This window comes from Streptomyces sp. NPDC048523, assembly GCF_043199815.1.
Taxonomy (GTDB): Bacteria; Actinomycetota; Actinomycetes; order Streptomycetales; family Streptomycetaceae; genus Streptomyces.
The window spans coordinates 44454-58155 of record NZ_JBICWQ010000008.1 but is presented as its reverse complement, the minus strand read 5'-3'; the positions used below and the strand labels follow the sequence as shown (position 1 = coordinate 58155).

General features: G+C 68.2%; 10 protein-coding genes. 3 read left to right on the top strand and 7 right to left on the bottom strand.

Annotated elements, in window-relative coordinates:
* Positions 1–219 precede the first annotated feature (219 nt).
* Complete coding sequence (locus ACGFWE_RS34260) at positions 220–2829, bottom strand: ABC transporter permease/substrate binding protein (RefSeq protein ID WP_393603956.1); 2610 nt, start codon at positions 2827–2829, stop codon at positions 220–222.
* Positions 2822–3871, bottom strand: coding sequence for a glycine betaine/L-proline ABC transporter ATP-binding protein (locus tag ACGFWE_RS34255; protein ID WP_393603954.1), 1050 nt, complete (start codon positions 3869–3871; stop codon positions 2822–2824). Before ACGFWE_RS34255 ends, ACGFWE_RS34260 begins: the two co-directional genes overlap by 8 nt.
* A gap of 194 nt (positions 3872–4065) precedes the next feature.
* Here ACGFWE_RS34255 and ACGFWE_RS34250 point away from each other — a divergent pair, with 194 nt between their 5' ends.
* The gene (locus ACGFWE_RS34250; RefSeq protein WP_352390147.1) at positions 4066–4995 is read left to right on the top strand and encodes a 5'-3' exonuclease; all 930 of its coding nucleotides are present in this window, start codon (positions 4066–4068) and stop codon (positions 4993–4995) included.
* Positions 4996–5088: 93 nt separating this feature from the next.
* Entirely contained in the window at positions 5089–5934 is an 846-nt protein-coding gene (locus ACGFWE_RS34245; protein ID WP_352390096.1) for a siderophore-interacting protein, read from the top strand.
* A 116-nt stretch (positions 5935–6050) separates the two neighbouring features.
* On the opposite strand, the gene ACGFWE_RS34240 is transcribed toward ACGFWE_RS34245, so the two are convergent.
* The 3 genes from ACGFWE_RS34240 to ACGFWE_RS34230 form a co-directional block, all read right to left on the bottom strand.
* On the bottom strand, positions 6051–6827 hold the full coding sequence (locus ACGFWE_RS34240; protein ID WP_352390097.1) for an ABC transporter permease: 777 nt from the start codon (positions 6825–6827) through the stop codon (positions 6051–6053).
* Entirely contained in the window at positions 6824–7813 is a 990-nt protein-coding gene (locus ACGFWE_RS34235; protein WP_393603951.1) for an ATP-binding cassette domain-containing protein, read from the bottom strand. Before ACGFWE_RS34235 ends, ACGFWE_RS34240 begins: the two co-directional genes overlap by 4 nt.
* Positions 7814–8014: 201 nt before the next feature.
* Entirely contained in the window at positions 8015–8605 is a 591-nt protein-coding gene (locus tag ACGFWE_RS34230) for a PadR family transcriptional regulator (protein WP_352390099.1), read from the bottom strand.
* Between the two features lie 244 nt (positions 8606–8849).
* On the opposite strand from ACGFWE_RS34230, the gene ACGFWE_RS34225 reads away from it, so the two are divergent.
* Positions 8850–10424 (top strand): amino acid permease, encoded by a 1575-nt coding sequence (locus ACGFWE_RS34225; protein ID WP_393603949.1) that lies wholly within the window; start codon positions 8850–8852, stop codon positions 10422–10424.
* Between the two features lie 133 nt (positions 10425–10557).
* Here ACGFWE_RS34225 and ACGFWE_RS34220 read toward each other — a convergent pair whose 3' ends face one another.
* Entirely contained in the window at positions 10558–11886 is a 1329-nt protein-coding gene (locus ACGFWE_RS34220) for a cytochrome P450 (RefSeq protein WP_393603947.1), read from the bottom strand.
* 25 nt (positions 11887–11911) lie between these two features.
* Complete coding sequence (locus tag ACGFWE_RS34215; RefSeq protein ID WP_393603945.1) at positions 11912–12955, bottom strand: terpene synthase family protein; 1044 nt, start codon at positions 12953–12955, stop codon at positions 11912–11914.
* Positions 12956–13702 lie beyond the last annotated feature (747 nt).

The window sequence follows — 13702 nt, the reverse complement described above, 5'->3', positions numbered from 1 at the left end:
CGGCAAACCGTTTCACGCGGCCGTCACATCCATGTCATACGGCGTGCGACGGTACCTCACAGTTCGCGCCAGCCGAACGGCCCCCTGGAGAGAGCCAGGGGGCCGGGTTTCGGTCACCCGTCCGCTGCGGGCCGCCCAAGTCCCCTCGTCGGCATGAGAGTTCGGGCGATGGCGTAGCTCTATGTGGTTGGCCGGATCCTTACCGTGTGCCCGGAGCGGTTATGACGGTGTCATCCGCCCGACCATCTCCGGGTGCTTCTTCAGCCAGGCCGCGACCGCCTGCTCCTCGTGCCCCTGGCCGTACCGGTTGATCTCGCTCTCCAGAGTACCGAGCTCGTCCTCACTCATCCGGAAGCCCTTGATCCACTTGGTGAGCTGGGGGTACTGCCCGGGGAACTTCTCGTGGGAGATGGTGCGGATCGTGTTGCCCTCACCGAAGAGCTTCTTGTCGTCCTTCAGCTTGGTCAGGTCGTACTGGCTGTACGCCCAGTGCGGGGACCACAGGACGACCGCGACGGGCTGCTTCCTGGCGTAGGCCCGCTTGAGTTCGGCCAGCATCGCGGGCGTGGAGCCGTCGACGACCTCGTACTCCTTGTCGAGGCCGTAGCCCGGCAGAACCTTGTTCTTGAGGAGGTTCATCTCGCCGGTTCCCGGTTCGATGCCGATGATCTTCCCGTCGAACTCCGCGGCCCTGCCCTTGAGGTCCTCGTACGTCTTCACGCCCTTGACGTACGACGGGACCGCGACCTCCAGCGAGGTCGGCTCGTACCAGGTGCCGAGGTCGGCGAGGCTGTCCTTGCTCTTGTCCCAGTAGTTCTTCTGGGCGTACGGCAGCCAGGCGTCGAAGTTGAGGTCCAGGTCGCCGGAGGCGAGCCCGGTGTAGACCGGGCCGACGTCCATCTGCTTGAGGTTGAGCCGGTAGCCGCGCTTCTCCAGGACGTTCTTCCAGAGATACGTGACGGCGATGTCCTCGTCCCAGGGGAACCAGGCCACGTTCACCGGGCGCTGCGTCTCCGCCGCCGTCTTCTGGACGGGGGCCAGCTTGTCGACCAGGCCGGGGTGCTGCTTCAGCCAGGTGCGCACCGCGTCCTGCTGCTTGCCCTTGCCCGCCTTGTTGATCTCGGCCTCCAGGCCGGTGAGCTGCTTCTCGTCCAGCTTGAAGTTCTTCAGCCACTGCCCGACGACCGGGTTTTCGTCCGTGAACCCCTTGCGGGCCACGGTGTGGATGCCGTCGCCCGAGCCCCAGGCGCCCTTGGGGTCCTTGAGCTTCTTCAGGTCGTAGTCGTTGTACGCCCAGTGCGGCGACCAGAGCGTGACGACGACGGGGGCCTTCTTGGCGTACGCCCGCTTCAGCTCGGCCAGCATGGCCGGCGTGGAGCTGTCGACGACCTTGTACTCCTTGTCGAGGCCGTACGCCTTCAGGACCTTGCTCTTGAGCAGGGCCATCTCGCCGGCGCTCGACTCGATGCCGGTGATGTTCCCGCCGAACCGCGAGGCCTTGCCCTTGAGGTCGGCCAGGGAGTCGATGTCCTTCATGTACGAGGGGACGCTCAGCTCCAGAGACGTCTTGCCGTACCAGGCGCCGAGGTCGTCGAGCTTGCCGCCGTACTTCTTCCAGTACTGCTCGTGGGTGGTCGGCAGCCAGGCGCCGGTCATGAAGTCGGCGTTGCCGGAGGCGAGGGAGGTGTAGAGCGGCCCGGCGTCGAACTGCTTGGCGTCGACCTGGTAGCCGCGTTCCTCCAGGATCTCCTTCCACAGGAAGGTGGAGGCGACCCCGTCGTCCCAGGGGACGTAGCCGATGCTGATCTTCTTGCCCTGGCCGACGTCCTTGCCGCCGGAGACGGCCGTGGCCTCGCCCGAGGTGCCGCCGAAGATGCCCATGCCGCCCGCGACGAGGGCGAGGACGACGACACCGACCACGGCGATCTGCGGTCGGAGGCGGTAGGACCAGATCTTCACGCCGCCCTGGGTCGCGCGGGCCTTGGCGGCGGCGCGGCGGCCCAGCGGGGAGACCTGGGTGCCGAGCGCGCCGGTCATGCGGTCGAGGTAGATCGCCAGGATCACGATGGCGACACCGGCCTCGGAGCCGAGGCCCACGTTGAGCTGGCCGATGGCCTCGTTGACATCGCCGCCGAGACCGCCCGTGCCGACCATGCCGGCGATCGCGGCCATCGACAGGCCGAGCATGATGACCTGGTTGACGCCGGCCATCACCGTGGGCAGCGCCAGGGGGAGCTGGACGCGCAGGAGGGTGTCGCGGGGGGTGGTGCCGAACGCCTCGGCGGCCTCGACGAGCTCCTTGTCGACCTGGCGGATGCCGAGCTCGGTCATGCGGACGCCGGGGGCGAGCGCGAAGATCAGGGTGGCGACCATGCCGGCGGGGGCGCCGGTGCCGAAGAACAGGATCGCCGGAATGAGGTAGATCATCGCGGGCAGCGTCTGCATGAAGTCCAGCACGGGGCGGACGATCGAGCTGACCCGGTCGGAGCGGGCCGCCCAGATGCCCACCGGCACGGCTATGACCAGCGCGATGATCGTGGCGACGAGGACCAGCGAGAGGGTCGTCATCGCGTCCTCCCACAGTTCGAGGGAGTCGACGAAGGCGAATCCCGCCAAGGTGAGGACCCCGGCGAGGGTGCCGCGCAGCCAGAACGCGATCACGGCGAAGATCCCTGCGAGGAGCAGGGGGTGGGGCGCTTGGAGGACGGCGTCGATTCCCTCGTAGGTGTCGGTGAAGACGGTCTTGAGGAAGTCGAAGAGCCAGGACACGTGGTCGAGCAGCCAGTCGACGGTGTCGTTGACCCAGTCGCCGAGCGGGATCCTAGGCATGGGCCACCTCCGCGTCGCCCATGAAGGCGACCAGTCGCTGCTGCGGGACCACGCCGACGAGGGTGCGGTGCTCGTCGAGGACGGCCACCGGGTGCGTCGACCGGGCGCTCATCGCGCAGAGCTCGGTGAACGGTGTCTCGGGTGTCGCGGTCTCGCAGTGGCCCGCGCAACCGCAGTCGGCCTCGACGCCACTGACGTCCGTGTCCATGACGGCGGACGCGGTCAGGACACGGGAGCGGTCGACGTCCTTGGTGAAGGAGGCGACGTAGTCGTCGGCGGGCCGCACGAGGATGTCCTCCGCGCTGCCGGTCTGGACGATCCGGCCGTCGCGCATGACGGCGATCCGGTCGCCGAGCCGCATGGCCTCGTTGAGGTCGTGGGTGATGAAGACGATCGTCTTCTTCAGGGTCTGCTGGAGCTGCAGGAGCTGGTCCTGCATGTCCCGGCGGATCAGCGGGTCGAGCGCGCTGAACGACTCGTCCATGAGGAGCAGGTCGGCGTCGGTGGCGAGAGCGCGGGCCAGGCCCACGCGCTGCTGCATGCCGCCGGAGAGCTCGTCGGGCCAGGACTTCTCCCAGCCGCCCAGGCCGCAGAGCTCCAGGGCCTTCGTCGCCCGCTCGATCCGCTCGGCCTTGGGGACGCCCTGGACGGCGAGGCCGTAGGCGGCGTTCTCCAGGACGCTGCGGTGCGGGAAGAGCGCGAAGTGCTGGAAGACCATGCTGATCTTCTTCGCGCGTACGGCGCGCAGCTCGCGGTCGGTGAGCGCGGTGAGGTCCTGGCCGTCGAAGCGGACCTGGCCGGCGGTCGGTTCCAGGAGGCCGTTGAGCATCCGCAGCAGCGTGGACTTGCCGGAGCCGGACAGGCCCATGACGACGAAGATCTGGCCCGGGTCCACGGTGAAGGAGGCGTCGATCACCGCCGCCGTGGTGCCCTCGGCGCGCAGTCCCTCCCGGTCGGCACCCTCGCGGAGCCTGTCGACCGCCTCGTGCGGGCGTCTTCCGAAGACCTTGTACAGGTGTTCTGCCTCAAGCCTTGCTGACACGCGTGCCTCTCGTCTCTTCGACCACTGGGGGGAGACGAAGGGCCGCGAACAGTTGAAAGTGCAACCTGCCCCGCTCCGGGGCGGCGCCTGCCCATATGTCTCTGGGCCAAACACCCCCGTGTCCCGGCTCACAGGACGCCCACACCGCCGAACGAGTCAAGGGTCGACGGCCGGTGTCAGTGGGGTACGGCATGATGCGAGACGTGACCGGACGACTGATGCTCCTCGACACCGCCTCGCTCTACTTCCGCGCCTATTTCGGCGTGCCGGAGTCGGTGAAGGCTCCCGACGGCACCCCGGTGAACGCCGTGCGCGGCCTCCTCGAATTCATCGACCGCCTGGTCAAGGACCACCACCCCGACCTCCTGGTGGCCTGCATGGACGCCGACTGGCGACCCCAGTGGCGGGTCGACCTCATCCCCTCCTACAAGGCGCACCGCGTCGCCGAGGAGCGCGAGAGCGGCCCGGACGAGGAGGAGGTGCCGGACACCCTGTCGCCGCAGGTGCCGGTCATCGAGGCCGTCCTGGACGCGCTCGGCATCGCGCGCGTGGGGGTGGCCGGGTACGAGGCGGACGACGTGATCGGCACGTTCACCGCTCGGGCGACGGGCCCCGTCGACATCGTCACCGGCGACCGCGACCTGTACCAACTGGTGGACGACGAGCGCCGGATCCGGGTGCTGTATCCGCTCAAGGGCGTCGGCACGCTCCAGTTGACCGACGAGGCGTGGCTGCGCGAGAAGTATGGCGTCGACGGCCGGGGGTACGCGGATCTGGCGCTGCTGCGGGGTGACCCGAGCGACGGTCTGCCGGGCGTGCCCGGCATCGGCGAGAAGACAGCGGCCAAGCTGCTCGCCGAGTTCGGCGACCTGGCGGGGATCATGGCCGCGGTCGACGATCCGAAGACGAAGCTCACGCCGTCGCAGCGCAAGCGGCTGGACGAGTCGCGGCCGTACCTGGCCGTGGCACCGAAGGTCGTGCGGGTGGCCGGCGACGTCCCGCTGCCGCAGGTGGAGACCGCGGTTCCGCGTGCGCCGCGCGATCCCGCGGCGCTGGAGAAGCTCGCGGAGCGATGGGGGCTGGGAGGATCGTTGCAGCGGCTGGTGGCGACGCTCGGCGCGTAAATATTGCCCTCGCTTTCCACGAGTGGCACGCCATCGCCAAGGGGGCGGGTGCTAACTTAGGTAAGCCTAAGCGTAGGGAACTGGGAGGCCGCCATGGCAGAAGGACCGGGACGCAAGCCGCGGAAGCCCCACTCCGCACAGGTGGTCCGCACCGAACGCCTCACCCCGCACATGCAGCGCGTGGTGCTCGGCGGCGACGGACTCGCCGACTTCGGGGCGGACACCTGCACCGACCACTACGTCAAGATCCTTTTCCCGGCCGAGGGCGCGACCTACCCCGAACCCTTCGACATCGAGCGCATCCGCGAGGAGTTCCCGCGCGAGCAGTGGCCGGTGACCCGCACGTACACCGTGCGCCACTGGGACGCCGAACACCGCGAGCTCAGCCTGGACTTCGTGATCCACGGCGACGAGGGCCTGGCCGGACCCTGGGCGATGCGCGTCCAGCCCGGCGAGACCGTGCGCTTCATGGGCCCGGGCGGCGCCTATGCCCCGGACCCGGAGGCCGACTGGCATCTGCTCGTCGGTGACGAGAGCGCGCTGCCCGCGATCGCCCGCTCCCTGGAGTCGCTGCCCGACGGCGCCCGGGCGCACGCCTTCATCGAGGTCTCCGGGCCCGAGGAGGAGCTGAAGATCGACTCCGACGTGGAGGTCGTGTGGCTGCACCGCGGCTCCCGCCCCGTCGGCGAGGCCCTGGTCGAGGCCGTTCGCGCGCTGGAGTTCCCGGAGGGCCGGCTGTGCGCGTTCGTGCACGGCGAGGCGCACTTCGTGAAGCAGCTGCGCCATCTGCTGCGGGTCGAACGCGCCGTCCCGCGCGAGCACCTGTCGATCTCCGGCTACTGGCGCCTGGGGCACAACGAGGACGGCTGGCAGGCCTCCAAGCGGGACTGGAACGCGCGCATCGAGGCGGAGCAGGAGGGGGCGGCACCGGCCGCGTAGGCGGTTGGCCTCTCTCCCGTACGGCCGCTTCAGCGCGGTCCCGCTTGGGCGTACGGCCGCTTCGGCTCGGCCGTGAACGGGGCGGCACCTTCGAAGGTGCCGCCCCGTTCACGCGTTCACACCGACCGCTGGTACGACCGGAACGTCCGGATCGACAGCCACACCGCCACGACCGCCAGCCCGAGCAGCGCTCCCCCGCGGCCCAGCACCACGCCCCAGTCGGGATCGGCGGACAGGGCCGAACGGCCCGCCACCATCGCCCAGTTCAGCGGGTTGAAGTCGGCGATGTGCCGCATCCAGGAGGGCATCTGCGAGGGCGCCATGAAGGCGCTGGACAGGAACGTGAGCGGGAGCAGCAGGAAGGTGTTGATCCCGATGATCGACTCCCGCTCCCGCACCAGCATGCCGAGCGCGTTGGACAGCGCCCCGAAGACGGTGCCCAGCAGGACCGAGGCGAGCACCAGGACGGCGACTCCCGCGATGCCGCCCGGGTAGTCGGCGCCCCCGAGGAGCCCGAGCAGCACGATGACCACCGACTGGAAGGCGGTGACCAGGCCGTTGTTGACGACGTTGCCGTTCATCAGCGCGGCCCGGCTGACCGGAGTGGTCAGGAAGCGGTTGAGGGTGCCGCGCTGGATCTCGTCCAGGGTGGTCATCCCCGCCCACATGTTGGAGCTGAGCGCGCTCATCACGACCACCCCCGGGACCAGGTAGTCAAGGTACGAGGTGGTGCCGAAGCCACCGAGCTCGACGACCTTCCGGAAGAGGCTGCCGAACAGGAACAGCCAGATCACCGGCTGGACCAGGGTGATGACGGCGAAAGCGGGCTGCCGTACGAACACCATGAGCTGACGCTGCGTCATGTACCAGGTCTGGGAGACGGCCATGCTCATCGGGCACCCACCAGGTCTTCGGCATCGGAGTAACGGCGGCCCGCGTAGCGCAGGTAGACGTCGTCGAGGGAGGGGCGGGCGACGGTAGCGGTGGCGACCTTGACCCCGGCCCGCTCCAGCGCGGCGAGCAGGGCGGGTACGGCGGCTGCCCCGTCGTCGGCGCGGACGCTGACGCGGTGTCCGTCGGCCAGCACCTCGTGCACTCCCGGCACCCCGCGCAGGGCGCCCGTCAGCAGCGTGCTCCCCGCGTCGCCGAGCGGTTCGCGCAGCTCCATGTGCACGGCGTCGCCGCGGAGTTCGCCCTTGAGCGCGTCCGGGGTGCCCTCGACGACGATCCGGCCGCGGTCGACGACCGCGACCTTTTCGGCGAGCCGGTCGGCCTCTTCGAGATAGTGCGTGGTGAGCAGGATCGTCAGCCCCTCCTCCCCCGCGAGCCGGCCGATCTCGTCCCACATCGCGGTGCGGGCCTCGGGGTCGAGACCGGTGGTGGGCTCGTCGAGGAAGAGCACCTCGGGGCGGTGCACCAGACCGAGGGCGACGTCGAGCCGGCGCCGCATGCCGCCGGAGTAGCCCTTGACCGGACGCCGGGCGGCCTCGGTGAGCGTGAAACGCTCCAGGAGCTCGTCCACCCGCCGGTCCAGGGCGGCGCCCCTCAAGCCGTAGAGCCTGCCCTGGAGCCGGAGGTTCTCGCGGCCGGTGGCGACCGGGTCGGCGCCGGAGCCCTGGGCCACCACCCCGATGGCCCGCCGGACCCGGTCCGGGTGGCGCAGCACGTCGTGGCCGGCGACGGTGGCCGAGCCGGAGTCGGGGCGGGCCAGGGTGGTGAGGATCTTGACGGTGGTGGACTTGCCGGCGCCGTTCGGGCCGAGCAGACCGAAGACGCTGCCCCGTTCGACGACGAGGTCGATGCCGTTGAGGGCGGTGACCTCAGCGCCGTACGTCTTGATCAGTTGACGCGCCTCGATCGCGGGCGCACGGGTGTTCATGACAGGTGCTCTCCTGGTGAATGACGACTGATCCGCTGAAGGAGCACCGGGCTATCCTGGGTGTGCCGCACCTCGATCGCCTGGATGTGCCTCAGGGCGGATTCAGTTCGGGGTTCGAGGCCCCGGCGGGCTGCTGCAACAGCCGTGCCGGGGCCTGTTCTCGTTCAGAATCACGGTTCGTTCAGGTCATGGTTCGTTCAGTCACGGTTCGTGGAACGCCTTCCATTCCTCGATGCCGGGCAGCGTGCCCTTTCTGAGCTCGTCGAGGAAGCCGCGGACCCACTGCGCCTCCGCCTCGACCATGTGGAGCTGGTACTCGTTCTCCACGAGGAAGAGCCGGGGCAGCGTCTCGTACAGCTTCTCCAGCGCGCCTCGGCCGCTCGCGATCTGCACCTCCAGAGCGTCGAGCCGTTCTTTCAGCAGCGTGACCACGTCGTCGGGGTGGAGCACGCCGAGCAGTGAGAGCGCGGTCTCGAAGATCGGGTACTCCTTGGCCGGGAAGGCGACCAGGTCCGACATCCACTCGGTGGTCTCCTGGCGCCCGGCCGCGGTGATGCCGTAGACGGTCCGCTCGGGCCGGTTGCCCTGCCGCTCCACGTCCGTGACCTCGACGAATCCGTGCTTTTCGAGGTTCTGCACGACCGTGTAGAGGGAGCCGTAGTTGATCTTCGTGCTGGAGTCCTTGCCCTGGCGGCGCAGGGTCTGGGCGATCTCGTAGGGATGCATGGGCTTCTGCCACAGCGTCGCCAGCACGGCGAGCGCCAGGGGGTTGCGGAGCTTGCGACGCCCCATGATTCACCTCGCGTCCGAATATCCGTAGCCGAACATATCGCGAGCTACGAGAGCCCGTCAATAGACACGATGTATCGCGTATCGACGGTCCGCGCAAGCACGTGAGGACTTGGGCTCCGCGCCGACACGGCCGCGTCACGCACCCGAAACAGCTTCTCCCTAATTTCTGTCACCCGACAGGAATTCAGCTGCCGCACCGCTGTTCCGTGCTTCCGCCCTCATGCCGCCGAAGGCAGGTACCGCCGTGACGACGACCAGTCCCTCCGACGTCCGTCCCGATCCCCCGCACTCCCCTTCCCCCTCCCCCGACGACCGGTCCCTCACCGAGTTCGGCTACTCCCAGGAACTGCACCGCAGCCTGGGCCGGTACGCGTCCTTCGCGGCGGGGTTCTCCTTCATCTCGGTCCTGACGACCGTCTTCCAGTTCTTCGCCTTCGGGTACGCGTTCGGCGGCCCCGTCTTCTTCTGGGCCTGGCCGGCGGTACTGGTCGGGCAGCTGATGGTGGCCGCCTGCTTCGCGGAACTGGCGGCCCGCTACCCCCTCTCGGGCGCGATCTACCAGTGGTCGTCCCGCCTCTCCAACGCGACCTTCGGCTGGTTCGCCGGCTGGATCATGGTCATCGGGCAGATCGTCGTGGTCGCCGCGGCGGCACTGGCCCTGCAGATGGTGCTCCCGGCGATCTGGTCGGGCTTCCAGCTGGTCGGCACCGACCCGGCACCGACCTCGGCGGACGGCGCCGCCAACGCGGCCGTCCTCGGCGTGATCCTGCTCGTCCTGACGACACTCGTGAACGTCGTGGACAACCGTGTGATGTCCCTGATCAACCGGGTCGGCGTCACCGCCGAGATCATCGGCGCGGTCCTGATCATCGTGCTGCTGCTGACCCACTCCGAGCGCACCCCGAGCATCACCTTCCACACCACGGGCGCCGCGCAGAACGGCCTGTTCGGGGCACTGCTGGTGGGCTCGTTCACGGCGGCGTACGTGATGATCGGCTTCGACAGCGCCGGCGAGATGAGCGAGGAGACCCGCAACCCCCGGCGCACCGCGCCCCGTACGATCCTCACCGCGCTCGCCGCGGCCGGCGCGCTCGGCGGCCTGATCGTCCTGGCCGGCCTGCTCGCCGCCCCCAGCCTCACCGACGGCCATCTGTCGGTCGACGGCCTCAGCTACGTCCTCACCAGCAGCCTCGGCGACGGTGTCGGCAAGGCCCTGCTGGCCGACGTGGTGGTCGCGATCGCGGTGGCCACCCTCGCCATCCAGACCGCGGCCTGCCGCATGCTCTTCTCCATGGCCCGCGACGGCCAACTGCCCTTCGCGGGCCGCCTCGCGCGGGTGAACCACCGCACGGGCATGCCCACCGCCCCCGCTCTGGTCGTCGGCATCCTGGCCGCCGCGCTGCTCCTCCTCAACTTCGCCTCGCCGGAGGCCTTCCTGGCGATCGGCACGACCTGCATCGTGATGCTGTACCTGGCGTACGCGATGGTCACCGGCCCCTTGCTGATCCGCCGGGTACGCGGCGAGTTCTCCTCGTCAGGCACCGACGAGGAAGGCGCCCGCCTGTTCTCCCTGGGCCGCTGGGGCATCCCGGTCAACGCCCTGGCCCTCCTGTACGGCCTCCTGATGACCGTCAACCTGGCCTGGCCCCGCGCCGAGGTGTACGACCCGGCGGGCGGGCACTGGTACTTCCAGTGGTTCACGGTGCTGTTCCTGACGGTCACGGTGGCGCTTGGGGGGCTGTATCGGCTTCGGGGCGTACGGCGCGGGCTCACCGCGGAGAACGGGGCACCGCTGGCAGCGCCGTCGGAATCCGGCTGATCGCCGGTGCGCCGTTGGGCCCACCACGCGCAACGGCGATGACAGCACCGGCGCTTGAGCAGCGGCTCCGGTGCTGTCCCCATTCGACCGGACGTGGAACGACTACTTCAGCGCTCCGGACCCACCCAGCACCTCACCGCGATACCGCAGTCATCAGCAGCCCCTGCGGATTGATCACGGTCCGGACGCCGGCACGCACTTTGGCGCCGGGCACGGGGGTGAGTTTCCACCTGGATGCGATGGCGGCGAGGGCTATAACGCCTTGCATCATGCCGAAATTGTCCCCGATGCATTTTCGGGGCCCTCCGCCGAAGGGAATGAATGCAGCCCTCTCCGCTTCGGTCCGCGGCGTTTCGTTCCAGCGATTCGGATCGAATACGTCCGGCGCGGGAAAACTTTCGGGTTGATGATGTATGAGGTAGGGGCTGCAGATGATCGTCGTTCCACTCTCTATCTCGTGGCCGCCTAATTCTGTACGGGTGGTGGTCACACGAGTGAAGAGACTCCCGGGCGGGTAGAGCCGCAGGGTCTCCGTGATGATGTTGCGGGTGTACGCAAGTTCGTTCAGGCGATTGCCAGGAGTCGGCATACCGGCCAGCACGGTGTCCACTTCCTTGTGCAGCATGCCTTCGATGTCCGGCTGGGCGGCTATGAGGTGCAGAGACCAGGCGAGTGTTGCCGCGGTGGACTCCATGCCGGCGAAGAAGAAGATCATCGCCTGGTCGACCACCTCGTCGTCCGTCAGCGTCTCTCCCTCTTGCGATGACTCAAGGAGCGCCGTCAGGAGGTCCTCGCGGGTGGTCGCTCCGGCGCGACGCGCATGGACGGCTTCAGTCAGCGCTCGCCGGAGGCGAGCTCGCGCGGCGCGGTAACTCCGGTTGCCGGGAGTGGGGAGCTTACCCACGGACGGTGGCAGAAACATTCGCCGGTAACTGCCGCGGGACAGCGTTCCGAAGTCCCGGAGCATGCGGGAGAGCTCATCTTCCGTGAAGGTCTGGCCCAGTATCGAGGCGACGATGGTCCGCGCAGTCACCTCCTGCATCTCGGCGAGGACGTCGATGGTCTGTCCGTCCGTCCATCGATCAATGGTCGAGTAGATCGTCTCCGTCATCGTGTCGGCGTACTGGCCCAGGCTGCCACGGTTGAAGACCGGTTGGATCAGACGGCGTTGACGTCGGTGGGATGCATGCGGGCACAGGGCAAGCCCGTTGCCGAATCCTTCCCTCACCCGGTCGTACAGCAGGCCGCCCTTGTCGAACACCTTGTCGTTGAGCAGGACTTGACGTGTCAGCTGCGCGTCGCACACGACCAGGGCAGCCATGGGACCGATCTTGACCTCTACCAGGGTGCCGTGCGCGGCAAGCGAGCTGAGGAACGGCAGCGGGGCGCGCAGAAGGGATGGCGCGTGACCGATCAGCGGAAAGGATCCTGGAGCCCGAGGTATACCGGCCCGGTCCGTCATGTGTTCCTCCCTGGGCTACGAGGGATCAGAGGTGCACGACGCGCGGCGCGGTGGCGAAGCGTCGGCTGGTCCTGTGGAATTCCAGGCTTCCGCTCACCCAATTCTTGAGATTGGCTATGTAACACTTTCCCTCCATGCCGAGATGACTGACGATCCGCTTCTCGATGCGCAGGAAGGCGGCCAATTCGTCGTCTCGCCGCTCTCGGGCGTATGTGATGGCCGCTGCTGTCTCGCATCGACGCTGCCGTGCCACTGCGGTGATGAGGTTGGCAATCGCTGAATGGTCTCCCTGTTCCTTCTGGTAGGAGAACAGGTCGTTGTCCCAGGCGATGATCCGGTTGGCGGATCGGGAGAGCTGCTGCACGTCGGGATGGGCGCGTACCTCCTCAGGCAGGTGGTAGCGGTTGAGCAGGGGTAAAAGCTCAAAACAGGAAAGACAGCCGGAAGCCGATTCACGCATCGTGATGTAGTCGTCCAGAGCGGGAGCGTGTCCGGTGGCGCGGTACATGGTTTCCCAGAGTTGGCCGTTCAGGTAGTCACGGACAGCTTCCGTCCAGCGGACGAGTTGGGCGGGCGTGGCATGTTCGGCGATACGGCACCGAAGGTCGAACAGGGCACGCGCGTAGTTCTCTTCCGGCTCGTCTCCGGGCGCGAAGCCCGACACGGATCGCTTGAGTCGCAGCGTCAGATGGGCCATGTCCCATGCCTGGGCACCCGTGAACGCTTCGTCGCACACACCGTCGTCAAAGGCGTACAGCCATACGTACCAGTCTCCGGCGAGCCGGAGGAGATGGCGCTCCGCGTGCGGGTTGGTGAGGCCCAGCAGTGCGCCGATGTCACATTTCTCCAACCACTGGTGTCGTTCACCGGTCAACAGCCTGTACCCCTGCATCCACTGCACGGACGCGGCGAAGACATCGCGCGCCCAGGCGTTATCCCGTACCACGAAGGGTGTGGTCAGACTGTCCTGAATGCCACGGAGGTGCGCATGAACGCGTTCCTCTCCCCCGCCCCGCACGTCCTCCTTCTCGGCCAGGCGTATACGCACGCCCATCGCGTTCTCGTCCATGCTGAGCACCTCTTTCTGGTTGGCTCGTTCCCCGCGAGGTGTAATGCGCCACGACAACCCGGACAACCAGTGGTGAGGCGGGGCGCGGTGCAGGAGCAGCCGCAGCGGATTCCCGGACGGGCAGAGCATGTGGCCGGCCACATCGCCGCCGGTCGGCCCCGATGCACGCAGCGGGGCCGACCGGCGAAGCTCGGCCTCGACAGGCCGGGGCGGCGCATCCTCAGGCCGGCGTGAAACCACCAAGGTGCTGCAGACGCCGGGCAGCGGGTGAGGTCGTCAATTCAGTGGGGGTATGCCTCCCGTCGGTTCCGTCGGGTGGTTGCACAGCGCGAACGCAGGTTGGTTCGCTCGATCCGGAAGCCGGTGCCAGGAGAGGGCGGGCGGCAGGGGCGCGGAGGGGTCGGGCGTAACGTCCCTGCGAGTGACAGTCAGGCCCAGGAGTCCGCGCAGGACTTCTTTGTCCTGCCAGGCCTCGCGTACGCACCGGTCGGAGGTCAGATCCGTGTGCGCTGTCGGCGCGCCCGAGCACGGGCGTGCTCCAAGAGGGCCGAGGCAGTGATGGTCGCGGTGGGCGATGACGGAACGAGTGGCACCACGGGCTCCCCCTTCCACGGCGGTGCGAACAGACCGCACCTTCGGCCGTACACCTTAATCACATCGCAGTTCGGTCCAGACCGGAAGTGGCCGCCGTTGATTCAGACATGAACATGTTGCACTCACATGTGACAGTCGCCCGATCGGGACGTG